The sequence below is a fragment of the Arthrobacter sp. BK1 genome, from assembly GCF_056680055.1.
This window is the reverse complement of sequence record NZ_CM155263.1, coordinates 3718260-3742942: the sequence shown is the minus strand read 5'-3', so window position 1 is coordinate 3742942 and position 24683 is coordinate 3718260. Positions and strand designations below refer to the sequence as shown.

Sequence of the window (24683 nt, the reverse complement as noted above, 5' to 3'; positions counted from 1 at the left end):
GCGTTCCTCCTGCTTCGCACAGTGTTCACCGTGACTTCGGGCTGATGATCGCCGCTCTTGCGCTGAACCGGCTCTCCCCCGGGTCCGTCCGCCAGCACCGCTAGTTTGCCGGCGGAACAAGCACCAGGTGTGCAGCGACGTCGGCCTGGGCCGCCCCCAAAGTTCCGGCATCGGGGCAGGCAACAGAGATATACACAGAGGACGCGGCTGTGCCGAATACGCGGGCAAGAACAGCCGTGGCGGCGCCAGGCAGCGCCGGCCTTTCCAGCAGCAGCACCTCGGCCGTTGGACCCGGCTTGTCGCGCTCACCGCCCCACCGCAGCGTCGACGTCGTCAAATAGCCGGGAAGGATGCTCGGGTCCAGGTAGGCGAAGAGTCCCACGGTGGACTCCTTGTCATCAGATAATGCCAGCGGCGACTGTTTTGTGCGGACCTTGGCTGCCACCAGGCAGCCATCGGCCTTCAGGTACTGGCTTTCGCCGGCAACATTCTGCTTAACCGGTTTCCAGCCGGGAGCGTCCTTGAGTCCGTCCGAGATTCCCACCGGGACGCCCGCTGCCAACGTACCGCCGGCAGCGAAAGGCATGTCCTGGGCAGCCACGGCATCGGCGTCATGGCCCGGCGTGATGGTCGGAGTGGCCAGTGCCGTAACGGTCTGCTCAACCTTTGGCGCCGCCGGGTCCGGCACGCCAACGCTGCAGCCCGTCAACGCTGCCGCAGCAAGCAGCGAGCCCGCCCGCAATCCCGCCAAAGCGTGTGCTTTCACGTATTAACCCCAATGCAATAGCCCCGGACGGTCATACCCAGCCGTCATCCTTCAAGAGTTTATGCCAGCCGGGGAACCACCTCATCCTGCACAAACGTTATCTGGAGAGGCGGCTAAACTGGGCCGACCGGACTGCCTGCCGTGGACTGGCCAGACCAAAAGAAGGATGAGTGCTTGACCGAGAGCAGCAGCTCCTACTACGAGGTGCTCCGCGTCGCCGTGACAGCCTCCGAGAAGGAAATCAAGGTGGCTTACCGTCGGGCCGCGCGCAAGGCCCACCCGGATCATGGCGGGGATGCCGCAGCCTTCCGGCGGGTGACTGCTGCCTACGAAACGCTGATAGATCCCCAACGCAGGAAGGCCTACGACCGCTCCTACGCCGCGGGCAAGGGCGGAAACGGTTCAGGGGATTCTGCCGCGGGGCCGCACTTTGATGCGCCGGCCGCAGGGAGCCACGCGTCGGCTTCGGTTCACAGGCCAAGCACGCCGCGCAATACTGCCGGCGACGAGCCTTTCTATGTTCCGCCCTATGACGCAGCAGCGTTCGAGGCCACGGGTACGGTCCCCCTCATCCCGCTGACCCAGGCCAGCCAGCAGGTCCACGGCATTCCACGGAAGCGGGGCATTTTTGGCGCCGAAGCCCGGATCCAGCGTGAGATGCGGACCGTGCAACTCATCGCCCGGCAGGTACTGCCCGCCATTCCGGCTGCCCGGCTGGTCAATGGCCTGCAATCCCCTGCCGACAACAACCACATCGACCACGCGCTGCTGTCCGGCTACCGGCTGGCCCTGGTCAATTCGATGCTCCTGCCCAAGGGCGCCTATGCGTGGGACGGGCAAACACTTAACCACGGCGGCCGCTCCATCGCACCGCCGCAGCTCGCCCACATTGTGCGGGCAATGCAGGACATCTTTCCCGAACTGAACGTCACCGGCTGGACAGTCATCCACAGTCCCGACGGCAATCTTCACGAACCCGTCATCGACCGCCACCGGCGCGCCGCAGGGTCAAGCGAGACCATTCAGGTGGTCAATGCGGCCGGGCTGGTCCGCGGCCTCAAACACTTCCTCTCGTCCGGGCCCACCCCGAATGCGGTCAACGTCTCTGTACTGGCAAGGCTGCTGCGCGGCATGCACTGAACCGTTGACTAGGATTGGACGGTGTTCCGTATCCTCTTCCACGCCCCCGAAATCCCCGGCAACACCGGCAACGCCATCAGGCTGGCCGCCATTACCGGCGCCGAGCTTCACCTGGTGGAACCCCTCGGCTTCGACTTCTCTGATGCCAAGCTCCGGCGGGCCGGCCTCGATTACCATGACCTCGCCGTCGTCACCGTCCACAAAAACATCGATGATGCCTGGCGCGAACTACAGCCGGAGCGGGTCTACGCCTTCACCTCCGACGGCACCACAAGCTACGCGGACATCGCCTACCGGCCCGGCGACGTCCTGCTGTTCGGCCAGGAATCGGTCGGCCTGCCCGAGGAACTCAAGACCGATCCGCATGTCACTGCGACCGTCCGCCTTCCGATGCTTCCGTCCCTGCGTTCGCTGAACCTTGCCAACGCGGCGTCCATTGCCGTCTACGAGGCATGGCGGCAACAGGGGTTCGCCGGCGCCCGCCTCTGAGTTTCCCACTCCCGTACGCCCGGCCGCCCATCCGGAGCGCCACCTGCACCGAATCACTCCTGACAGCAAAATGAGGGCAAGGGAGGGAGCGTCGGGTGACACTGTTGCATGCAGGCCGTGCCGCTGATCAGCCGGGGCTGCGGGCCGCCGTCGGCGCTCATGGCCGCGATGCCCCGGATTGGCCGCCGGGCGACCTATGCTTGGTAGTGATGGAAACTCCCAACGCGCCGAACTCCGAGGCTCCGCCTACGGTCACCGACTCACCGGCAGAACTCAGCCAGCGTCTGTCAGGACTGCTCGCCCGGATCGCCGGCGGTGACCAGGCCGCGTTTGCCCAGTTCTACCAGCTGACCTCCCGCAGGGTCTTCGGAATGGCACGCCGTGTCCTCATCGATCCCGAGCTCAGCGAAGACACCACACAGGAAGTCTTCCTCCAGGTCTGGCAGAACGCCGGCAAGTTCAACCCTGAAATGGGCAGCCCGTTGTCGTGGCTGATGACGATCTCGCACCGGCGGGCAGTGGACAAAGTCCGTTCCTCGCAATCGGCTACAGACCGCGAAGCCCGGTACGGAGCCAGCAGCCAGGACGTCGACCACGACTCCGTATCCGATGAAGTGGACACCAGGCTCGAAGCCGAGGCCGTGGTCCGGTGCCTGGACACACTGACCGATACACAGCAGGAATCCGTGCGGCTGGCCTACTACGGGGGCCTGACGTACCGCGAGGTTGCCGAGAAGCTCAACGCCGCAGTTCCTACCATCAAGTCCCGCATCCGCGACGGACTGATCCGCTTGAAGACATGTCTGGGGGTGAGTTGAGATGACAGAAATGAATAGTCCCGGAGGCCGCCGTCCCGGTTCGTTTGGCGATTCGATCGCTGCGGACCTGGATTCAGGCCGCGCCGTCGACCTCGCGGAGCTCTACGCCCTGGACGCTGTCACCGACGCTGAGCGCGCCACCATTGACCAGTACATCTCTTCCGCGTCCGACGTCGAGCGCCACGCGTTCCTTGAACGGGTCCGCCAGGCCAGGGAGACACTGGCCACTTCGTTCACGGCAGAGGCCGAACCACCGGCGGATCTTTTCGCCCGCATTGTTTCGCAGCTGCCCTCCCTTGCACAGCTGCCGGTTGAGGGCGCGCAGGCCCCGTCCGTTACCCAGGCTCCCCCAGCGGGACCTTCGGCCGGGGGCATCGACGAACTCGCCGAGCTGCGGCAGCGCAGGGAAGAACGACGCCGGCCTGGAGGCGCACGCCGTTGGCTCGTCGGGGTTGCGGCCGCCGCCGTGATCGCCCTGGGCGGAGTGGGCGTGGGGGCTTACGTCGCGGATCAAAACGATCCGCTGAACCAGGTTATCCGTGCTGCGGATGCCTTTGAAGCGTCCGTGCCGGTCGCCGCCGGCGGAACAGCCACAGTCCTCGTGTCGCCATCCAAGGATTCACTCGTGGTCAAAATGAACGGTGTGCCGGCCCCACCGGCGGGCAAGGTCTACCAGATGTGGCTGATCCCGAAGGACGGCTCTGCCCCGGTGTCCCAGGGCCTGATGGACGAGGAAGCGCTGTCCAGGCCTGCCCTCGTGAAGGGGATAGCCTCAGCATCGGCCTTGGGAATCACCGTTGAACCGACGGGCGGTTCAGCCACTCCGACCACCCCTGTGGTGGCCGCAGCAACTCTGGGAGCCTGACGCGTCAGACGCCTGGCTCCCAGGCGTCTGACGTCCTGCGGCCCGCCTAGAAGCCGGCGATGGTCGCCGGGCCGTTGACTGCCACAACGTGGAACGCCTCGGCGCTGCGGCCCTCAGCCATTCCCGCACGGCGTGCATTTACGCTCATCCCGTTCCGGACTGCGGCTTCCATAGCTTTGACGTCAGGGTGCTGGCTCACGTGCACGTGGATGGCGTCGAGCTTGGCGGGCACGTGGTCCGTGACGTCGACAAAGTGGTTCTCCCGCTCCTCCGGCCCGGCGTAAAGCCACAGCCAGGGAAGTTTGTATGCAGCGAGGCCGGCCTCGGCCAGCTCCGGGTACGCGAACGGGTTCTCCACTGCCGGGTAGACGGCGCGGGTCACGGCCTCCCCCACGGCCAGGTGGTCGGGATGGCTCTTCTGCAGCCGGTTCCAGTTCCGCTCCGGGTGCATGGCAAGCACGACGTCGGGACGGAGTTCCCTGATCAGCTTGACCACCCCTTTCATCACCTCGTGGGTCGGTTCGAGGTAACCGTCCCGCTCGTGCAGGTAATGGATGTCGGTGACGCCCACCATTTCGGCGGCCCGGCGCTGCTCGGCGGCCCTGAGCGTGATGATCTCCGCCCGGTGGGCCGGGTCGAAGCCCCCGGCGTCGCCGTCGGTCATGATGCAGTAGCTGACCTGGACGCCGGCCGCCGTCCAGGCAGCGATGGTGCCGGCCGCGCCGAAGTCGATGTCGTCAGGGTGGGCCGCGAAACAGAGCACCCGCCCAACCCGGGCCGTGGCCGGGTTGAACGGGCTCTGTGCTGCAACAGCAGGAGTGGTCAAAGGATCAGCCTTTTCGCTTCTTGATTTCTTCCGTGGCCTGGGGCAGGACGTCGAAGAGGTCGCCGATGATGCCGAAATCGGCAATTTCGAAGACCGGGGACTCGGCGTCCTTGTTGATGGCCACAATGACCTTGGCCGTCTGCATGCCGGCCTTCTGCTGGATGGCGCCGGAAATTCCCGCTGAGATGTACAGCTGGGGTGAGACCGTTTTACCGGTCTGCCCCACCTGGGCGTCGTGGCTGATCCAGCCGGCATCAGTGGCTGCCCTGGAGGCACCGACAGCCGCACCGAGAGCGTCCGCAAGCTGTTCAACGGGGCCGAAGTCGCCGTCGACTCCGCGGCCGCCGGCCACGACGATCCGCGCGTCGGTCAGGTCAGGGCGGCCGCTGGCCACCTTCTGCTCGCGGGCTGTGATGCGTGCTGCCGTGGTCGTGGCATCCGCGGGTACCTCCACATTGGTGGTCGCCGGGCTGCTCGGCGCGGCGGCCGGTTCCGGGTTGACATTGTTGGCTTTGACGCTCAGCACTGTGACCGGTGTGTTGGTCTTCGCGGCGGTGGTGTACGAGCCGGCCAGGACCGACTTGTGTGCTGTCCCGTCGGCGTCGACTGCCACGACGTCGGTGATGACGCCGGCGCTCAGGCGGATGCCCAGGCGACCTGCGATCTCCTTGCCCTCAGGCGAGTTGTCCAGGATGACGGTAGAGGCGCCCGACGATGCTGCGGCGGCGGCGAGGTAGGCGGCCTTGGGTGCCACGAGGTAGTCGTCCAGGTCCGCGGCCGAGGGCCGGAAGACCGTGCTGACGCCATACTCGGCGAAGGCCGCCGAGACGCCATCGCTGAGGTCCCCGTTCAGTGCAACGGCGGTTTCACCCAGGGACCGGCCCAGGGTCAGCAGTTCGAGGCTGCTCTTCTTCAGGGCCTGGCCCGGGTTATCAATGAATACGAGTACGTTTGCCATGTCTGTGATCCCTCTTAGAGCAGCTTCTGGGCGGCCAGGAAGTCCACCAGTTTGATGCCGGCGTCGCCTTCGTCGGTAATGATGGTGCCGGCGGTGCGGGGCGGGCGTTCTTCGGCTGAGGTTACGGTGGTCCACGAACCCGCGTGGCCTACCTGCGAGGGATCCACGCCGATATCCGCCAGCGAGAGGGTGGTGATGCTCTTGCGCTTGGCGGCGATGATGCCCTTGAAATTGGGGTAACGGGGCTCGTTGATCTGGTCCGTGACAGACACGACGGCCGGAAGCGCGGCTTCCACGGTCTCCGAGTAGGTGTCAGCGTCGCGGCGGGCGGTGAGCCGGCCGCCGTCGACCGTCAGCGAAGACGCGAAGGTGACCTGGGGCAGGCCGAGGCGTTCGGCGAGCTGCGCGGGAACCAGGGAGGTTTCGCCGTCGGTGGACGCCATGCCGGTGAGGACGAGGTCCACTGCACCGAGGTGGCGGACCGCGGCTGCGAGCGCCAGCGACGTGGCGGCGGCGTCTGAGCCCGCCAACGCGCTGTCCGTCAGGTGTACGCCTTCGGTGGCGCCCATCTGGAGCGACTTCTTAACGGCATTCACGGCACCGGAGGGGCCCATGCTCAGGGCAATGACCTGGTTGCCCGCTTTGGCACCGCCACGGGCCTCAGCCAGCTGCAACGCCGCCTCCAAAGCATATTCATCCAGTTCCGACAGGATGCTCTCCTCCCGATCGGTGGTGTAGCCCTCTCCGTTGAGGTGACGGTCGAACTGCGCATCCGGCACGTGCTTGACCAGGACGATGATCTTCAATGTCTCTTCCACTGTATTTACAGCAGCCTTCCATGCTTGTGGATAGCCAGCCGGGTGAGGTCATGGCCGCGGAACGCCCGGGGTACGGGTAGATCCTAGCTAACCATATAGCCGCGCCCCGTTGCCGTCCCGTTAACGCCTGTGTCACCCCGGCTTGACCCCTCGGTTCAGCCGTTAACGGCCGACGGCGGCAGGCACCCTGTGTGGTGGCCGCCGCCGTCGTCGGTGGGTCCGGTGCTTTACTGGTCCGGTGCCGTGCCGAGCGTGACGTCGAACGTCTGCTCCTGGCCGTTCCGCAGGACGGTGAGCTTGACGGTGGAGCCCCCGGCCTGCTCGCGAACGGCTGCCGTCAGCTGCTTGGACTCGCCGATGGAGAGGTCGTTGAACTTGGTGATGACGTCGCCAACCTTGATGCCGGCCTTGGCAGCTGCTGAGTTGGCCTCGACGGTTGCGACGTCCGCACCAACGGAGAAGCTGGAGGACGCCGTCCCGGAGGACTTATCTTTCACGCTGACGCCCAGCTGGCCATGGGAGACCTTGCCGGTGTCGATGAGCTCCTGTGCCACGCGCTTGGCGTGGTTGATGGGGATGCTGAAGCCTACGCCGATGTTGCCGCTGGAGGACGATGAATCCGAACCGGCAGAGGCGATGGCCACATTGACGCCAATGATTTCGCCGTCGGTGTTGACGAGCGCACCGCCGGAGTTTCCGGGGTTGATCGCCGCATCTGTCTGGATCACATTGATGGAGATCGAACCCTGGCTGGCGGTGTTCTGGCTCTCGCCACCGCCCGGAGGTGCGAACTGGAACCCGTCGTCGTCCTCAGAGCTGTCGCCTTCGTCCGGCGCCGCTGCCGAGGCGACGCTGATGGTCCGGTTCAGGGTGGAGACGATGCCGTCGGTGACAGTACCCGTCAGGCCAAGCGGTGAGCCGATGGCAATGGCGGTGTCCCCCACGTTGAGCTTGCCGGAGTCCCCGAGGGTGGCTGCAGTGAGCCCGGACGCGTTGTCCACCTTTATCACTGCAAGGTCGGAGAGGGGGTCAGTGCCCACCAGGGTGGCCTTGAGTACCTGGCCTGTGCTGGTTCGCACCTCCAAGGCTGCGGAGGCGGTCTGGCCATCCAATGTGACGACGTGGGTGTTGGTGAGGATATGGCCCTCCCCGTCGAGGACGATTCCGGATCCTGTGCCGCCTGAACCGCCGCTGGTGGCGCTGATGGTCACCACGGAAGGTGATGCCTTCAACGCGGCCGCGGTGATGGCGTTGACGTCGTCCTGGTTATTGACGATGACGGTGCCCGGCTGGCTGTTACTGCTTGATGCTGCGGGCGAGCCCGTATCGAAGAGGTTTGCCGAGCCGACTGTCGCCACCCCGCCACCCACCAGGCCGGCGGCAAGGATGCTGGCCACGAGGGTTCCTACGCCGAAAGAAGCCTTCCTGCGCGGTGCATCCGCCGGATTGGGGGCGGAGTTGAACTGACCCGCATATCCGGCCGGCGCGGTCGAGTGCGCTCCATGCTGCGCGTACTGCTGCTCCGGTGCCCGGTAAGCCGCGCCGTATGGCGAAGCGGAGTTCTGGCCGGAAGTGGGCTGCGCGTACTGGCCCTGGCCGGTAGCCTGCTGGCCCTGGGTGTGCTGGCTCTGTGCCGGCTGGCCATGCTGGCCGTAAAAAGGTTCGCGGGGAGGATAAACCGGCCGGGGCGCGCCGGGAAGTTGCTGTGTGGGGTTTTCAGACTCCTCCGGGCGGTCCAGCCGTTCGGTCGGATTGCCGTGACCGGCAGCGTCGCTGCGGTCCTCCGCAGCGTTCTGTGCGGCGCCCGGGTTCTCATCCGGATGCCGGTTCTCAGGCGCTGCACCCGGGGTTGGGTTCTCAGTCATTGGACTTCCTTTCATCCTCGTCTGCATTAACTATGGACTGTCTGGCTGGAACTGGGGCGAACGTTGGCTGGGAGGTTGCTGAGAGCCTCCCCGCCACCTTTTGCCCAGGCCCGGAGGGGTTTCGCTGGTGGCATATTCGGCCGTGTGGACGCGCTACTTGGGGCACCATAGAATCAAATTGAATTGCCACAGCGACCTGCGGCTTTACATCACGCGTGGGGGCGCTGCTGCATTCTGAGACGACTGATTCGTCCCGAATCAGTGTCAAGCGTGCTGAAGGGTTGCACATGCGGTCAAAGTTCAAGCGTCTTCTCGCCGTGATCGGCCTGACCGGGCTTCTGGCGGCACCTGCTGCTGCGGCCTGGGCCGAGGATCCGGTGACCATTCCGTCCGGCACGAACATCGTGGATAACGCAAACGTCCTCGGCAGCCGTAAGGGTGAGGTCCAGGAAGCCATCCAGACACTCCTCAAGGACCACAAGTACAACCTTTACGTTGTCACCGTGGACTCGTTTGAGAACCCCGCCAAGCCCGAAGACTGGGGCAAGGCCGTTGCGACTCAAAAATCCATGGGTAAAGCCGATGTCCTCCTGGCCATCTCGACAGCGGGCCAGTTCTACTTTGCGACCGACGCCTCGAGCGCCATCCGGTCCAAGCAGTCCAACATCAGCCAGAATGCCGTCACGGCGAATCTTGCCGGCGGCAAGAAGGACTACGCCCAGGCGGCCATTGACACCGCCGCAGCCATCGGTGATGCCGCAGGCGGCGGCAGCGGCAACGTCCCTTCGGGCGACGGCGCGGGGGCGGCTGTCCTCGTCGGAACGGGCGTTGTTGCGGCCGGTGGCGCCGGAGCGTACCTGTACTTCCGCAACAAGCGGAAGAAAGCGGCGCTGGCATCCAGCGCCAGCTACGGCCCGCAGGGCGCCGAGCTGGACCCGCTGGCTTCGCTCAGCATTGAGGAGCTCCGGCGCAAGAGCGGTTCCCTGATCATTGAAGCCGATGACGCCATCAAGTCCAGCGAGCAGGAACTCGGTTTCGCAGAGGCGCAGTACGGCGACGCCGCGGTGGGCAACTTTACCAAGGCGCTTGCCGAGGCCAAGGCCCATATGTCCGAATCCTTCAAGCTCCAGCAACAGCTTGACGACCACATTCCGGACACCGAGGAACAGCAGCGCAGTTGGTACGGCGAGATCATCCGCCGGTCCGAGGCAGCGCTGGGTTCGCTTCAGGAGCAGAAGGCCGATTTCGACTCACTCCGCGAGCTTGAGAAGAACGCCCCCCAGGCCCTGGCCGCTGTCAGTGCCGGCGCGCAGGAGGCCGAAGCCAAGATCGCCAGCGCTGAACAGTCACTGACAACCTTGCGCTCCAAGTACGCGGACAGCGCGCTGGTACAGGTCGCGGACAACATCACCCAGGCCAAGGAACGCCTTGCCTTTGTGCAGAACGCCACCGCCACGGCCCAGGAAAAGCTGGCGGCAGGCGAGGGCAGCCTCGCTGCTGTGGCCGTGCGCGCCTCCGAAGAGAGCCTGCACCAGACCAACGTCCTGCTCGACGCCATCGCCAAGGTATCCACCAACCTGGACGAGGCCCGCGGAGGGCTGGAAGCGGCAGTCGTCGACACCTCCCAGGACCTGGCCCAGGCGCGGGCCATGATCCAGTCCGGGGAACACCCCGAACTGGCGGGCCCGGTCGCCGGCGTCGAACAGGCCCTGGCGCAGGTCAAGGCTGAAATCCAGGGCGGCAAGATCGATCCCATTGCCACCCTCCAGCGTGTTGAGAATGCGCATCAGGCCCTGGACCAGTCCCTCACCGGCATCCGGGACAAGCAGGAGCAGGCCCGCCGTGCGGAGGCTTCACTGCAGCAGACCATCATGTCCGCCCAGGCCCAGATCAGCGCAACGTCGGACTACATCACCGCCCGCCGCGGCGGAGTGGGCACCGAAGCGCGTACCCGGCTGGCGGAATCCCAGCGCAACCTCGACTACGCACTTTCGATCTCACGGAACGATCCCGTCACAGCCCTTACCTACGCCCAGCAGGCCCACGCCCTGGCGGCGCAGGCAGCACAGTTGGCCCAGGCCGATGTCGACAACTTCGGTGGCTACGCCAACCAGGGCTTCGGCGGCGGCGGCATGTTCGGCGGCCGCGGCGGGGGCGGCGGCGGCCTCGGCGGCGCCATTCTCGGCGGTATCCTCATCAATTCCATCCTCAACGGCGGCGGCGGCGCAGGCTGGGGCGGTGGCCACAGCGATGGCGGCGGTTGGGGCGGCGACGGCGGTGGCTTCGGTGGAGGCGATTTCGGCGGAGGAGACTTCGGCGGGGGCGACTCGGGAAGTTTCTGACCCTCACAGGCTAGGCGCCGGACCGGTACAACCCCTCCGGCGGATAGAAGCGGTACAACAACTGTTCACTGATTTCAGTGGCCACCACTGAGCAGGACGAAAGGTATACATCATGGTTAAGCAGTCCATTTTCGGCCGGATCGCACAGCTTGCAAAGGCAAACATCAACACCTTGCTGGACAACGCTGAGGATCCGCAGAAGATGCTGGACCAGATGGTCCGGGACTACACGAACAACATCGCGGAGGCTGAGTCCGCTGTTGCCCAGACCATCGGAAACCTCCGGATGCTCGAGGACGACTACAACGAGGACGTCAAGAACGCGCAGGACTGGGGCAACAAGGCCCTCGCAGCCTCGCGCAAGGCGGATGAATACCGGTCCAGCGGCGACAGCGTTGACGCCGAGAAGTTTGACAACCTCGCCAAGGTGGCCCTGCAGCGCCAGATGTCTGCGGAAAACGAGGCCAAGGGAGCAGAGCCCAGCATTACCTCGCAGCGCGAAGTGGTGGCCAAGCTCAAGACCGGCCTTGACCAGATGAAGGGCAAGCTCAACGAGCTCACCAGCAAGCGCAACGAACTGGTGGCCCGCTCCAAGACGGCCGCAGCACAGTCACAGGTGCACGATGCCATCAAGAGCATCGACTTCATGGATCCCACCAGCGAAGTGGGCCGCTTCGAAGAGAAGATCCGCCGCGAAGAGGCCAAGGTCCGCGGCCAGCAGGAGCTTGCCGCGTCCAGCCTGGATGCACAGTTCAACCAGCTCGAAGACCTCGGCGAGCAGGTTGAAATCGAGGCACGCCTCGCTGCCCTGAAGTCCGGTGGAGCCAAGCCGGCCATTGGTGCCTCCGGCAACTCCGCCCGCTCGGAATCCACTGTCGACGAAGCCGACTTCGACAAGCTGTAACAGGTTCCGGCCCGCTGTTGGGCTGCCCGCAAGGCCGGGGTTCTTCGACGAACCCCGGCCTTCGCCGTGTCCGGACCGGACCGGCACGGCACCACAAGGCACAGCAACGCACCGCAGGGTGGTGTCCGGCTCCTGGTCCAGGTGTGTAGCGTTGAACCATGGCTTCCTCCGAAACGTCAATCGTCTGGCTCCGTGATGATCTTCGGCTGGAGGACAATCCAGCCCTGTCCCGGGCTGCCGGGCTGGGCCTGCCCCTCACAGTGGTCTACATCCTTGATGAGGAATCGGAGGGGATCCGTCCCCTTGGAGGCGCAGCCCGCTGGTGGCTGCACCATTCCCTGGTGTCCTTGGCGGAGTCCCTGGCGGCAGAAGGTTCCACGCTCATCCTCCGGCGCGGTGCGGCGGAGCCGGTGATCCGTTCCCTCGCTGAGGAAACGGGCGCCCGGCACATACTCTGGAACCGCCGCTATGGCGGTCCTGAACGGGCCGTGGACGCCGGCATCAAGGCATGGGCTGCAGAAAACGGCATCGAGGCCGCCAGCTTCCAGGCCAACCTGCTCTTCGAACCGTGGACCATCACCACAGGCAGCGGTGGGCCCTATAAGGTCTTTACGCCCTATTGGCGCGCCTGCACCTCATCCGGCGAACCCCGGCAACCCCTTGAGCGGCCGTACAGCCTGCCATCCCCTGCCGGCGCCGGCAGAAAAAAGCATGCAGCCAGCGACGACCTGTCTGACTGGGCCTTGCTTCCGGTCTCCCCCGACTGGAGCGGCGGCCTGGCGGAAACCTGGGAACCCGGAGAGACTGGGGCGCACCGCCGGCTGGAAGACTTCCTGGACGGGCCAGTGCAGGAATACGGAACAGGGCGCGACGTCCCGGGCGTTGAGGGGACCAGCCGGCTTTCTCCCCATCTCCGGTTCGGTGAAATCAGTCCGTTTACCGTGTGGCACGAGCTCCGGCACCGCTTCCCACGCCAGGAGGGCGCCGACGTCGGGATCTTCCGCTCGGAACTGGGCTGGCGGGAGTTCTGCTGGCAGCTGCTCTATGTCAACCCCCAGCTGGCAACCCGCAACTACCGCCCGGAATTCGACCGCTTCGAATGGCAGCAACCCACCGAGGCAGAGCTGGCTGCATGGCAGCAGGGCCGGACCGGGTATCCGCTGGTTGACGCGGGGATGCGGCAGCTCTGGAACACCGGCTGGATGCATAACCGGGTCCGGATGGCCGCCGCCTCCTTCCTGGTCAAGAACCTGCTGGCCGACTGGCGGCTGGGTGAGGCCTGGTTCTGGGACACCCTGGTGGATGCCGATGCGGCCAGCAACCCGGCCAACTGGCAGTGGGTGGCCGGGTCGGGCGCCGATGCGTCACCCTACTTCCGGATCTTCAACCCGGTAACCCAAAGCAAAAAGTTCGACGCCGAGGGCCGTTACCTTCGCGAGTTCATTCCCGAGCTCCAGCACCTGGACCGCAAGGGCATCCATGAGCCGTGGAAGCTCCCCGACACCCATGGCTACCCCGAACCGGTGGTGGGACTTCCGGAGTCCCGCGAACGTGCCCTTACCACCTACCAGAAGCTGAAGGACGGCCAGGGCGGCACCGCTCCGGGCTGAAGCAGGCTGAGGGTCAGCGGCTGACTTTGCCCATCAGGGAGGCAATCGGACGGAGGAAGATGGGCCGTGCCAGGAACCAGGCCGCCACCATGACCACCACCGATGCGAGGAAAACCCAGAAGCCGAGCCAGCCGTCGCCGTCGTTGACGCCGTACATGTGGTTGAGGTTCCGCAGGGCACCCGTGGCAAGCACCAGGAACACGTGCACCACAATAAACGCGACGAAGTAGACCATCACCGGGAAGTGGATGGCCCTCGCCAGTTCCATCGGGTACGCCTTGTTCAGGGCAGCTGCCTTTTTGGGCCAGGCAGGTGATGTCCGGATCCCGGAGATAAAGGCCAGCGGGGCGGCAATGAAGACCGTTGCGAAGTAGGTCAGCAACTGCAGCGCGTTGTAGTTAACCCAGCCGTTGTCTGTGGGCCAGTTCAGCGAGGCGTACTGGAGAGCTGCGGAAAGCGCATTGGGGATGGCGTCCCAGCTGGTTGGTACGATCCGCATCCACTGACCGGTCGCAAACAGCAGGACGGCGAACACCAGTCCGTTGAGGATCCAGAGGACGTCCAGCGTCAGGTGGAACCAAAGTTCCATGGTGATTTTGGTGGGCGGGTTCTTGGTCTTGATCAGCCCTTTGTTGTTACGCGTCCAGTGCCCGCTGGGGCGTGTGGTGGTCCGCACCTGCCAGCCGGTCCTGATGATGAGCAGCAGGAAGAACGCATTGAGGAAGTGCTGCCAGGCCAGCCAGGCCGGAAATCCGACGGGCGCACCCTCGGGAAGTTCAGAGTGGCCGGGGTACTCAGCGAGGAAGGACTGCACTGACGGAAGGCCCGTCATCCACTTGGCGAGCAGGACCACCAGCACCAATGCCACGAGAACTGCGGGAACACCCCAGTAGATTCGGGACCGCTTGCCCGTCGCTGAGCCGGGCTTCTTCGTGGGTGTGGACATCGAACAACATTCCTCTCGAGAATGACTGACCAGTGCTCAAATGTGAGGCTCTGCGAACGAGAATACTAGGAACCGGTAGTCATCGGGCAAAAAGAAGACCCCGGCCGGCATAACTGCCGGTCGGGGTCTTTGCACATGGTTGCGGGGACAGGATTTGAACCTGTGACCTCTGGGTTATGAGCCCAGCGAGCTACCGAACTGCTCCACCCCGCGTCGCTTGATCAACACTACCCTACTTTCACGGGCGCAAAAACCGGAGCTGATCGGCACAGGCCAACGGCCTCCCCGGCTGCAGCTTTTAAGCAAAAAAGTCCGGATCCTGTTTCCAGGATCCGGACTTTTCACCAGTTGCGGGGACAGGATTTGAACCTGTGACCTCTGGGTTATGAGCCCAGCGAGCTACCGAACTGCTCCACCCCGCGTCGCAAGATCAACTCTACCGTCCGGTGAACGGGAGGCCAAATCCTGGTGGCGTGATGTGGGTCTCGCTGGGTCAGGCCATCAGTTGCTGGCCGCCGGCGAGGGCGTCCCCGACGGTGTGGCTTCGGGCGACGGCGTGGCCTCCGCTGACGGTGTGGCTCCCGGCGAGGGCGTGGCTTCAGGTGCCGGCGCCGGGATCTTGCCCTCGGCCTCTGTGGCCTTCTGGAGGGCTGCAGAGAGTTTCTTCTGCTCTTCCCCATACGCCGCAAAGTCGCCGGCAGCCAACGCAGCCTGGCCCGCCCGGATCGCGGCATTTGCCTCGTTCAGCGCGGCCTTCAGGTCAGCCTGTGCCCCCGCACTGACCGCTGGCGGCGCTCCCGGAGCTGCAGGTGTCTGACCCGTGTTGTCGGAGTCGCCGGCCTGCGCGCCGGAGTCACCCCCGAACAGCTGCTTCAGGGCTCCATCCAGGGTCGGCGCGAAGCCCACCTTGTCACCAAAGGCCACCAGGACACGCTGCAGCGTTGGATATGAAGTCTCACCTGTGGATTTCAGGTAAACCGGCTGGACATACAGGATGCCGCCGCCCACCGGAAGTGTCAGCAGGTTACCGTTGAGCACCTCTGAGGCGCCCTGCCGGAGCAGGTTCAGCGCCTGGGAGACTGTGGGATCGGAGTTGAACTTGTTCTGGGCCTGGCCCGGCCCGGGAACCTGGATCTCCGGTGGAATCTGGAGGAGCCTCAACTGGCCGTAGCTTTCAGCTTTCACGCCCTTCTCCTTCCCCGCGTCAGAGTCAGCCGCGAGGAAACCGTAGAGGACGTTCCGGGCGGTGCCGTTGACAATCTGTGGAATGAAGGAGGACGTGAGCTGGAACGCGGGCTGTTCCTGGTCAGGCATCTGCAGCGACATGTAGAACGGCGGCTGCTTCACTTCGGTGTCCACTGTGGGATCGTTCGGCACGCTCCAGACATCCTTGGCCTGGTAAAAACTCCCGGGTTCGGTCACGTGGTAACGGCCCAGGAGCTCGCGCTGGACCTTGAAAAGATCCTCCGGGTAACGGACGTGGCTCATGACATCGCCGGACATCTCCGAGTAAGGCTTCAGGGACGTCGGAAAGACCTTCTGCCAGGCCTTCAGCACGGGATCCTGATCGTCCCACGCATACAGGGTCACTGAGCCGTCATACGCGTCAACGGTGGCCTTCACGGAGTTCCTGATGTAGTTCACCGAGCTGTTGGGCAAGGCAACCGTCCGGCCCGAGGTGGTCTGTGAATCCGTGGTGGCGGCCGAGAGCTGCTCCTGCTGCGAGTACGGGTAGTACTGGCTGGTGGTGTAGCCGTCCACAATCCACTTGACGCGGCCGTCGACCACCGCCGGATAGGCGTTGCCGTCCACAGTCAGGTAGGGGGCGACCTTCTCCACGCGGTCGCGCGGATTCCGGTCATAAAGGATCTGGGACTCTTCGTTCACACCATCGGAGAGCAGCAGGTCCGAGGACTGGAATTTGATGGAGTAGAGGACTTTGTTGAAGAAGCTCCCCACGTTGGGTCCGCCGTTGCCATCGAACGTGTACTGGGTCTCTCCCTCGCCGGAGGGACGGTCCTGCTCACGCGGGGCGGCCCCGTCGGGAGCGCCCACAATCGAGTACTCAGGGGAGTTTTCGCCGAAGTAGATCCGCGGCTGGTACGTGGAATCATCACCGAGGACACCGGTGGAGGGGATCCCCGACTGGAGGAATTCGGGCTTCCCGTCAACCGTGAACTTGTTTCCCTTGGCCGCCACTACGCCGTAGCCGTGGGTGTAGACAACGTGCTGGTTGAGCCAGCCCTGCTGGTTGCTGGCGACGTTGACCGGATTCAGCTCGCGGACGGCGATGACAGTGTCCTGGATCTTGCCGTCCACCTCGTACCGGTCGACGTTCAGCGCTTCCGGGAACTGGTAGTACGGGCGGTACTGCTCCAACTGGGAAAACGCATCGGAGATCAGGTTGGGGTCAAGCAGCCTGATGTTGGCCGTCGTCTGGGCGTCCGGGGCGAGCGCGCCAGTGGTGGCGGTGTTGGTGGCGTCGTAGCGGTCCACCTGGATCTTGTCCAGGCCGTAAGCGGCCCTGGTGTTGTTGATGTTTCGCTCGATGTAATCCTTCTCCAGCGTCTGCTCGGATGGGCGGACCTGGAACTGCTGAATGACCCACGGGTACACTCCGCCGGCAAGGATGGAGGTGATGACCAGCATCGCCGTGCCGATGACCGGCAGGCGCCAGCGGCCAATGATGGCGGCCACGATGAAGAGGATGGCTACCAGGCCGGCAGCCACCGCGAGGATCGATTTGGTGGGGATGACGGCATTGATGTCCGTATACAGCGCGCCCGCCCAGCGCCCGCCGTTGTTCTGCAGGGCCGCGTAACGGTCAAGCCAGAAATTGATGCCAAGCAGGATCAGGAATGCCGCGCCGGTCACAGCGAGGTGGATCTGCGCCGCCCGGCTGGTGAAGACACCGCGTTCCATCAGCCTGATGCTGCCATAGAGGTAGTGCGTAAGGATTCCGGCGATGCCTGCAATGACCACCACGCTGATGAGGAAACCTGTCACGAAGCCGAAGAACGGCAGGCTCATCAGGTAGAAGCTGATGTCCAGATCGAATTCCGGGTCTTTCTGTCCGAACGGCTCCTGGTTGAAGAACAGCAGCACCTTCTGCCACTGGCTGGCCGCCGCGCTTCCGGCAAAAAGGCCGAACAGGATCGGCAGGCCCACCATCACGACGCGGCGGACCGGCTCCAGCTGGGCCTGGTAACGGTTGAGGTTGTCGCGGATCTCAGAGTCCGGCGCGTAGACAGGCCGTGCGTGATATGCGACCCGGATAGCAAAAAAGACCGCAAGGAACATCACCGCGAATCCGGCCAGGAAGATCCCGATCCGGGCGAGGTTCTCGGTCACAAACACCTCGAAGTAGCCGAGCTGCCGGTACCAGAGGACGTCTGTCCAGACATTTGCAAAGAAGATGAAGCCCACCACTACGAGGGCAACGACAACCAGCGTCGGCGTCAGCGCGCCGCGTCTTGAGGGGGGTCTTCCGGGCGGGATGGGGCTGGTAGGACGGGACAAACTCGGTACCTCATAGCTGGTCGACAGATTTACATGTGAGAGCGTGCGTGCGGTCGACGTCCGGCACCGGTCAAGCGTGTGGCATCGTCCGTCATATTTGCCACGAGTGGCGGTAAAGCTTAGTTCCTGCGCTCAGTCTAGTTGCTGGTACACACGGGCAAAGCGGACGTGTCCTGCCCTGAACCGGAGAGTTCGACGGCGCGGCGCGCCTCCGCGAGATTCTCCACCTTCACCACCTGCAGGCCGTCCGGAACATGACCCACGACGTCGTCACAGTTGGCAGCCGGCGCCAGGAACAAAGTGGCTCCCCCGGCACGCGCTCCCTGCATCTTCTGCTGGATCCCGCCAATGGGCCCGACGGCACCGTCAGGGGTGATGGTGCCGGTCCCGGCCACATGCTTGCCACCGGTGAGGTCGCCTGGCGTCACAGTGTCAATGATGCCCAACGAAAACATCAGCCCCGCGCTGGGTCCACCCACCTTGTCCAGCGAAATCTTCACGTCAAAGGGGAAGGTGAACAGGTACTTCAGCATGACGCCCAGGATGTAGCGGCCCGCTCCGTTGTCCTTGGGGCTGATGGTCTGTGTGACAGGCTCCCCCGCCCGCCGCACCACTACCGTGGCAGGAGCCCCGTTGCCTGCCGCCAGCTCCTCCTGGATGACCGCGAGGGACGTCACCGGCTTGCCGTTGATTGATTCGAAAACGTCACCTTCCTCGATCTTCCCCTCCGACGGCGACCCGTCGGAAAGCCCTGCAGACTGGAGCTGCTGGCCGAAAGGGATGTCCAGCTCGTTGAGTGCCGATGCGACCGCGTTCTCCTGCGACGTGGTCATGGCCACGGAGCTTTGCTCTTCGGCCTGCTCCTTTGTGGTCCCGGTGGGGTAGATCAGTTCCTCCGGATATACGGACTTGGTCCCGTCAAGCCAGCCGGTGAAGGCGCCGAGGATACTGACCGGGCCGTTAGGGCCGCCGTCGACGTAGACCGTCGTCAGATCCAGGTTTCCGTTGGCGGGGTAGGTTTCGCGGCCGGTGACGCTGATAACCGGGCTGCCCTGGGACTGGCCCAGCGTGTTGAAGGTAGGCCCGGGCGACTCAATCACATACGGCACGGGAACGGTCCCGACGGCGATTCCCAGCCCCAGTGCCAGCACTCCGGAGAGCATCATCACTGACACCCGTTTGTCCTCCGGCCGGTAGCGGCGGGAGGCGGCCTGACCGGCACCGGCCGGATCGCTTGGGGGGGCTGCGGCACTCACTGTTGCGCCGGCGTCGAGCTCGGGAGCGTGGTCCTCGCTGGGATGTCCGCCACGGGTTGTAATCACCGGACCAACACTACGCGGTGCGGCCCGGGCAGCTCTTTGCCTACAGCGAACGTAACGCCTGTGCGGCAGACAGCCGCCCCGGCCCGGGGTACCGTGAAACGTGAACAGTCACACCGACGATCGGCGGGATCATGACCTCCAACCCACTCAATCCGTCCAACGGCGACGAAACGCCGAAGGATCCGTTGGCAGAAATGCTGCAGAACCTGATGGGCGGCAAGGGCATGGAAAACTTCGACCCCGCCGAACTGGCGAAAGCGGCCGGCCTGCCGGATGACCCCAATCTCCTGGCGCAGATGTTCTCCCAGGTCCAGGCCATGATGAGCGCCCCTTCGGAGGGGCCTGTCAATTGGCAGCTCGCCCATGAGAACGCACGCAGGGTCGCCGCCAGCAGCGCGGACCCCTCCGTCACGTCACTGCAGAGCCGGGAAGTGGACGAAGCCCTGCGGCTCGCCGAGTTGTGGCTGGATCCGGTGACCGATCTCCCGGCGACCGGCCTGATTGGCCGCGCCTGGTCGCGCGCAGAGTGGGTGGAGGCCACCCTCGGAACGTGGAAGCGGCTCACCGAACCGGTGGCCAACAGCATCGCCAATGCGCTCTCCAGCGCCATGACCGAGCAGATGCCCGAAGAGATGAAGTCCATGATGGGCGGGGCGTCCTCCATGCTGCAGAACATGGGCGGCGCGATCTTCGGCATGCAGCTGGGGCAGGCCATCGGCGCCCTCTCCGGCGAGGTGGTCAGCTCCACGGACATAGGCGTGCCGCTCGCCGACCTCGAAATGGCCCTGCTGCCGGCCAATGTCGCATCCTTCGGTGCGGGCCTGAGCCTGCCGGAAAATGACATCCGCTTGTTCCTTGCTGTCCGCGAGGCGGCCCATGCGCGGCTCTTTGTCCAGGTTCCCTGGCTGCGGGGACACCTGCTGGGAGCCATCGAGGCCTATGCCCGGGGCATCCACATAGACACTTCCCGTATTGAGGAACTGGCCAGGGATCTGGACCCCAGCAATCCCGAAGGCATCCAGGAGGCGCTGTCGCAAGGGGTGTTCATGCCCCAGCGGACTCCGGCACAGGAACAGGCGCTGGAAAAGCTGGAGACTGCCCTGGCACTCGTTGAGGGCTGGGTGGATGAGCTCAGTGCCGCCGCCACCGAGAAGCTGCTGCCGTCGGCCGCTGCCCTCCGCGAAACCGTCCGGCGCCGCCGCGCCACCGGCGGACCCGCAGAGCACGCCTTTTCCTCGCTCGTGGGGCTCGAACTGCGTCCCCGGCGCCTGCGGGAGGCGGCCACCTTGTGGGCCACCCTGAAGGACGAACGGGGCATTGCCGGACGCGACGCCATCTGGCAGCACCCTGACCTTCTGCCCACCGCAGAGGATCTGGATGACCCCCAGGGCTTCAGCGGACGCCGCCAGCTGTCCGAGGCCAGCGACAGCGAAGTCGATGATGCACTGCAGAAGCTGCTCAGCGGAGGATTCGACAAAGCGCCGGAGAACGGTACGGACGCCACCGACAATTCAGACGGCAGTGCGGACGCCGCCGACGGCGAACAGCCCGGCGCCGGTGATGGGAAGACTCAGGGGCAGAACCCGGACGACGAAAAGGCGTAGCGGCCCGCCGGCCGCCGCGCCGCTAGTCAGCGTCGGTGCGGCCGGGGTCCCCGCTGTCGCTGTCCGGCCCCAGGCCACGTCCGGTGGCAAATGACACGCCCTCCAGGAATGCCTTGGCCCGCATCGTATCGGGGTAGGCCTCCAGCAGTTTCCAGAACGCCGCGTTGTGCCCGGCCACCAGAAGGTGGGCAAGTTCATGCAGCAATACGTAGTCGATGACCCATTGCGGCATGGGGCGGAGCTTGTCGGAGAGCCGGATGGTCCCTTCCGACGGCGTCGCCGAGCCCCAGCGTGAGTTCTGGTTGCTGACCCAACGGACCGACGTCGGGACTGCCCTGCCACCAAAATACTTGGCGGATAAATCGGCAGCGTGGGCTGCCAGGGCGGCGTCCGTCGCTGGCTGCTTCTTCCCCTGCCTGGAACGCTTCGCCCCCTGGCGGTGCAGCTTGTCCAGCATGCGGTGGACCCATTCCCGCTCCTGCGCCACGGTGAAACGGGCGGGGATGGCCACCACCGCCGTCCCGTTCTCCCAGAACGCGGCGACGGTCCTGGTCCGGCGCGCGGACCGCCGAACCTCAACCGGCATTCCGTCAGGAGTGGTGAGCGGGGCCTGGCCCGGCCCGCCCTGCGGCTGCCTCATAGGGTGGTGCTTTCAACCAGCACGCGAAGGACGTCCTCACCGTAGCGTTCCAGCTTGGATGGGCCCACGCCGGCGAGAGCGGCCAGTTCCTCCAAAGTGGACGGTTTGGCCTCTGCGATGGCCGTCAGCGTGGCGTCCGTGAACACCACGAACGCCGGCACCTCGGCTGACAACGCAATCTCCTTGCGCCACTGCCGGAGCGCCTCGAAGGTCTGCTCCTCGTAACTGGGCGGGCAGTCGTTACACCGCCCCACTTTGCGTTCCGCGCCGCTGGCCAGCATGCTCCCGCAGACCCGGCAGGTGGCGGGGGCAGCGGCTTTCCGCCGCGGCGCAGGGCCCTTTCCGCGGGCGCTGGAACTGGCCACCGAGTTGGGACGGAGCCCGTCCAGGAAACGCGAGGGCTTGCGGTTGGCCCGTCCGCCGGGTGTGCGGGCGGTGGACCAGGACAGGGCCAGGTGCTCGCGCGCGCGGGTGATTCCCACGTAGAGCAGCCGGCGTTCCTCGTCAACGGCTTCGGGAGTGTCTGCGAAGGAGATAGGCATCAGGCCTTCGCTGAGGCCCACCAGGAAGACCGCGTCCCATTCGAGGCCCTTGGCTGCGTGCAGGGATGCCAAGGTCACCCCTTGCACGGTGGGCGCATGCTGCGCCAGGGACCGTTCCTGCAGTTCATTGACGAAATCCGCGAGGCTGAACTGCCCGCCCCGGACCTGTACCAGTTCGTCCGCGAGCGCCACCAGCGCTGCCAGTGACTCCCAGCGTTCACGCAATGCACCGCCGTTGTGGGGTGCAGTCTCCGTATATCCAAGGGATGCAACGATGTCCCGGACCAGCTGGCCCAGCGGCTCCGGCGACGAGGTCTCGGCCACTGCACGGGTGGCTGCCCGCAGCTGAAGAATGGCGTCGCGGACTTCCTTGCGGGCGAAGAACCGCTCACCGCCACGAAGCTGGTACCCGATCCCGGCCGCAGCCAGCGCCTGCTCATAGGCTTCGGACTGCCCGTTGGTGCGGAACAGGACGGCGACCTGGCTGGCGGGAGTGCCGGCGTCGAGCAGTTCCCGGACCTTGAGGGCCACGGTGGCAGCTTCAGCTTCGTCGTCGGTGCATTCGGTGAACTGCGGTACCGGCCCTGCCGGCCGCTGCGCCACGAGCTGCAGCGGTGTGGCCCAGGCAGCATCGGCAACCGGTCCGCCGCTGCGCCGCGCCGCCAGGAGATCGTTGGCCAGCTTCACCACCTGTGGCGTGGAACGGTAATCGCGGATCAGCTTCACCACGTTGGCTTCCGGATACAGCGCTTTGAAACCCAGCAGGTGCTTGGGCGACGCGCCGGTGAAGGAGTAAATCGTCTGGCTGGCGTCGCCGACAACGCACAGCTCGTCACGGCCGCCAAGCCACAGTTCCAGGAGACGCTGCTGCAGCGGGGAAACGTCCTGGTACTCATCCACCACAAAGTGCCGGTACTGTTCGCGGACTGTGGCGGCGACCTTCTGGTCCTCCTGCAGGATGCCAACGGTGATCAGGAGCACGTCTTCAAAGTCGATGACGTTGCGGTCGGTCTTGACGTCCTCGTAGGACTGGAAAACCCGGGCGACGGCGGTGAGGTCGAACCCGCCGGGGGTTCCCCTCCCCTGTGCATTCTCAAGGTAGTTCGCGGGGGTCAGCATAGAAACCTTGGCCCACTCGATCTCCGAGGCGAGGTCCCGGATGGACGCGCGGTCGGTACTGAGCCTGAGCCGGCGGGACGCCTCCGCGATCATCTGGGCTTTGTGGTCCAGCAGATTCGGCAAGGTGCCACCCACGGCCTGCGGCCAGAAGAACTGCAATTGCCTCAAGGCGGCGGCGTGGAACGTCCGGGCCTGCACATTGCCCACACCCAGGTCCCGGAGCCTGCTGCGCATCTCCGCCGCTGCCCTTGCCGTAAACGTCACAGCCAGGAGCCGCTGTGGGCTGTACACACCCGAGTGCACGCCATAGGCGATCCGGTGCGTGATGGCCCGGGTCTTTCCGGTGCCGGCGCCGGCCAGGACGCACAAGGGCCCGTTGAGCGTGCTGGCGACCTCGCGCTGTTCGGTATCAAGTCCCCCCAGGATGCGTTCCTCGAGGGACTCTGCGCTGTCAAAATTCTCTGTGGTCACTTCTGCTGCTTTGTTGTCGCGACGGCCACGTGCTGGCGTCTGGCCAATGGGTGTTGCGTATCAGGCGTCGGCCCGGTCCATGATCCGGCCGCCGTACCAGTGCTCGATCAGGGAGCGGGCAATCGAAAGCCTGCTGGAGATGGTGATCTCCCCCGCCAGTACCGCTTCCTGGAGTTCCTCCCGGCTGAACCAACGTGCCCGGGTCACTTCCACGCCGTCGGGCTTCGCCTCGTGGTCTGCGGTGACAGCGGTGAAACCAAGCATAAGGGAGGCAGGGAACGGCCACGACTGCGATCCGAGGTACTGGCATCCGGTCACCCTGACCCCCACTTCCTCGTGGATTTCCCTGACCACAGCCTGTTCCAGGGACTCACCGGGCTCAACAAAACCCGCGAGCGTGGAATAGTTCCTGGCATCGACCGGTCCTCCGCCACCCAGCAGGAGCCTCCCGTCCGGACCAACGACCGTAACGATGATGGCGGGATCAGTCCTCGGATAGTGCTCCGAGCCGTCCTGGGGGCAGCGCCGGACCCAGCCGCCGGCCTCAACAGTGGTGGGGACTCCGCACCGGGGACAGTGGGTATGGCCTGCGTGCCAGTTGGCGATGGCACTTGCTTCAACAAACAGGGCAGTATCCGTCGGGGCAAGGACTGACGCCACGTCCCGGAAACCGGCCCAGGAAGCGTCGGAGGGGATCCCTGCCGTGCCCGGATCCAACGGCGCAGCCAGGACAAAAAGGACAACCCCGGTGCCTGCGGGGAGGTCTGAGCCGGCCAATGCAGCGCCGAGGTAGATGACCAGGTCCGGGGCCGATCCCACGTCCCTCAATGCGGCGAGCAGACGTGGGGCAGATGAAAGCCACAGCGTGTTGCCCTGCACCACGGCCTGCCGGCCGGAGAGGACTACGGCCAGGGTGCCTTCCTGTTCGAGGAGTCGGTCCACCATGCCTGGCCGGACCCGCTCTGCCGATCCGCGGTCAACCAGGGCCGGCCGCACCGGAAGCACGGTATCGAAAAGGTGGTTGGCCGGCAGATCGACTGCCTGCGCCGGGTAGGCCGGTGTTGCGGACTCGGCATGACTCATGTGTCCACCGTACTGACTCGAACCGACAATTTACAT

General features: G+C 65.1%; 19 protein-coding genes and 2 tRNA genes. 8 read left to right on the top strand and 13 right to left on the bottom strand.

All coding sequences use genetic code 11. The features are described 5' to 3' along the window. Positions 1-100: 100 nt before the first annotated feature. Positions 101-766: a hypothetical protein gene (locus tag AC1MCA_RS17140; protein WP_479799496.1), complete on the bottom strand. Its 666-nt coding sequence runs from the start codon at positions 764-766 to the stop codon at positions 101-103. 174 nt (positions 767-940) lie between these two features. Between AC1MCA_RS17140 and AC1MCA_RS17135 the strand changes: the two genes are divergently transcribed. From AC1MCA_RS17135 to AC1MCA_RS17120, 4 genes are all read left to right on the top strand, one after another. Next, on the top strand, positions 941-1906 hold the full coding sequence (locus AC1MCA_RS17135) for a DnaJ domain-containing protein (RefSeq protein WP_479799495.1): 966 nt from the start codon (positions 941-943) through the stop codon (positions 1904-1906). Positions 1907-1927: 21 nt separating this feature from the next. Beyond that, on the top strand, positions 1928-2395 hold the full coding sequence (locus AC1MCA_RS17130) for a tRNA (cytidine(34)-2'-O)-methyltransferase (RefSeq protein WP_479799494.1): 468 nt from the start codon (positions 1928-1930) through the stop codon (positions 2393-2395). Between the two features lie 209 nt (positions 2396-2604). Then, a complete protein-coding gene (locus AC1MCA_RS17125) occupies positions 2605-3213 on the top strand; it encodes a sigma-70 family RNA polymerase sigma factor (RefSeq protein ID WP_479799493.1) in 609 nt (202 codons plus the stop codon). Position 3214: 1 nt separating this feature from the next. Then, complete coding sequence (locus tag AC1MCA_RS17120; RefSeq protein WP_479799492.1) at positions 3215-4078, top strand: anti-sigma factor; 864 nt, start codon at positions 3215-3217, stop codon at positions 4076-4078. A 46-nt stretch (positions 4079-4124) separates the two neighbouring features. Here the strand turns inward: AC1MCA_RS17120 and AC1MCA_RS17115 are convergent, their stop codons facing one another. From AC1MCA_RS17115 to AC1MCA_RS17100, 4 genes are all read right to left on the bottom strand, one after another. Beyond that, positions 4125-4904: a PIG-L deacetylase family protein gene (locus AC1MCA_RS17115; RefSeq protein ID WP_479799491.1), complete on the bottom strand. Its 780-nt coding sequence runs from the start codon at positions 4902-4904 to the stop codon at positions 4125-4127. 4 nt (positions 4905-4908) lie between these two features. After that, positions 4909-5862, bottom strand: a complete 954-nt coding sequence (locus tag AC1MCA_RS17110) for an electron transfer flavoprotein subunit alpha/FixB family protein (RefSeq protein WP_479799490.1) — start codon at positions 5860-5862, stop codon at positions 4909-4911. A gap of 14 nt (positions 5863-5876) precedes the next feature. Beyond that, complete coding sequence (locus AC1MCA_RS17105) at positions 5877-6668, bottom strand: electron transfer flavoprotein subunit beta/FixA family protein (RefSeq protein ID WP_479803443.1); 792 nt, start codon at positions 6666-6668, stop codon at positions 5877-5879. Positions 6669-6907: 239 nt separating this feature from the next. Further along, on the bottom strand, positions 6908-8545 hold the full coding sequence (locus tag AC1MCA_RS17100; protein WP_479799489.1) for a S1C family serine protease: 1638 nt from the start codon (positions 8543-8545) through the stop codon (positions 6908-6910). A 287-nt stretch (positions 8546-8832) separates the two neighbouring features. On the opposite strand from AC1MCA_RS17100, the gene AC1MCA_RS17095 reads away from it, so the two are divergent. From AC1MCA_RS17095 to AC1MCA_RS17085, 3 genes are all read left to right on the top strand, one after another. Next, positions 8833-10887 carry a TPM domain-containing protein gene (locus AC1MCA_RS17095; protein WP_479799487.1) on the top strand — a complete coding sequence of 685 codons (2055 nt, stop codon included), beginning with the start codon at positions 8833-8835 and terminating at the stop codon, positions 10885-10887. A 112-nt stretch (positions 10888-10999) separates the two neighbouring features. Further along, positions 11000-11791 (top strand): PspA/IM30 family protein, encoded by a 792-nt coding sequence (locus AC1MCA_RS17090; protein WP_108600272.1) that lies wholly within the window; start codon positions 11000-11002, stop codon positions 11789-11791. Between the two features lie 158 nt (positions 11792-11949). Beyond that, positions 11950-13401, top strand: a complete 1452-nt coding sequence (locus AC1MCA_RS17085; RefSeq protein WP_479799482.1) for a cryptochrome/photolyase family protein — start codon at positions 11950-11952, stop codon at positions 13399-13401. Between the two features lie 13 nt (positions 13402-13414). Here the strand turns inward: AC1MCA_RS17085 and AC1MCA_RS17080 are convergent, their stop codons facing one another. From AC1MCA_RS17080 to AC1MCA_RS17060, 5 genes are all read right to left on the bottom strand, one after another. Then, the gene (locus AC1MCA_RS17080; RefSeq protein WP_479799480.1) at positions 13415-14347 is read right to left on the bottom strand and encodes a cytochrome b/b6 domain-containing protein; all 933 of its coding nucleotides are present in this window, start codon (positions 14345-14347) and stop codon (positions 13415-13417) included. A gap of 136 nt (positions 14348-14483) precedes the next feature. Then, positions 14484-14560 (bottom strand) — tRNA-Met (locus AC1MCA_RS17075). 135 nt (positions 14561-14695) lie between these two features. Next, positions 14696-14769: transfer RNA gene (locus AC1MCA_RS17070), tRNA-Met, on the bottom strand. 79 nt (positions 14770-14848) lie between these two features. Beyond that, the gene (locus AC1MCA_RS17065) at positions 14849-17866 is read right to left on the bottom strand and encodes a UPF0182 family membrane protein (protein WP_479799476.1); all 3018 of its coding nucleotides are present in this window, start codon (positions 17864-17866) and stop codon (positions 14849-14851) included. Between the two features lie 137 nt (positions 17867-18003). Further along, positions 18004-19188, bottom strand: a complete 1185-nt coding sequence (locus AC1MCA_RS17060; RefSeq protein WP_479799471.1) for a YlbL family protein — start codon at positions 19186-19188, stop codon at positions 18004-18006. A gap of 131 nt (positions 19189-19319) precedes the next feature. On the opposite strand from AC1MCA_RS17060, the gene AC1MCA_RS17055 reads away from it, so the two are divergent. After that, positions 19320-20792, top strand: coding sequence for a zinc-dependent metalloprotease (locus tag AC1MCA_RS17055; protein WP_479799468.1), 1473 nt, complete (start codon positions 19320-19322; stop codon positions 20790-20792). A gap of 22 nt (positions 20793-20814) precedes the next feature. Here AC1MCA_RS17055 and AC1MCA_RS17050 read toward each other — a convergent pair whose 3' ends face one another. Genes AC1MCA_RS17050 through nudC form a run of 3 tightly spaced genes read right to left on the bottom strand, consistent with a single transcriptional unit; the run spans position 20815 to position 24647 of the window. Further along, positions 20815-21432: a M48 metallopeptidase family protein gene (locus tag AC1MCA_RS17050; protein WP_479799465.1), complete on the bottom strand. Its 618-nt coding sequence runs from the start codon at positions 21430-21432 to the stop codon at positions 20815-20817. After that, a complete protein-coding gene (locus AC1MCA_RS17045; RefSeq protein WP_479799461.1) occupies positions 21429-23564 on the bottom strand; it encodes an ATP-dependent DNA helicase UvrD2 in 2136 nt (711 codons plus the stop codon). Before AC1MCA_RS17045 ends, AC1MCA_RS17050 begins: the two co-directional genes overlap by 4 nt. Before the next feature lie 60 nt (positions 23565-23624). After that, complete coding sequence (gene nudC / locus AC1MCA_RS17040; RefSeq protein WP_479799460.1) at positions 23625-24647, bottom strand: NAD(+) diphosphatase; 1023 nt, start codon at positions 24645-24647, stop codon at positions 23625-23627. Positions 24648-24683: the final 36 nt, after the last annotated feature.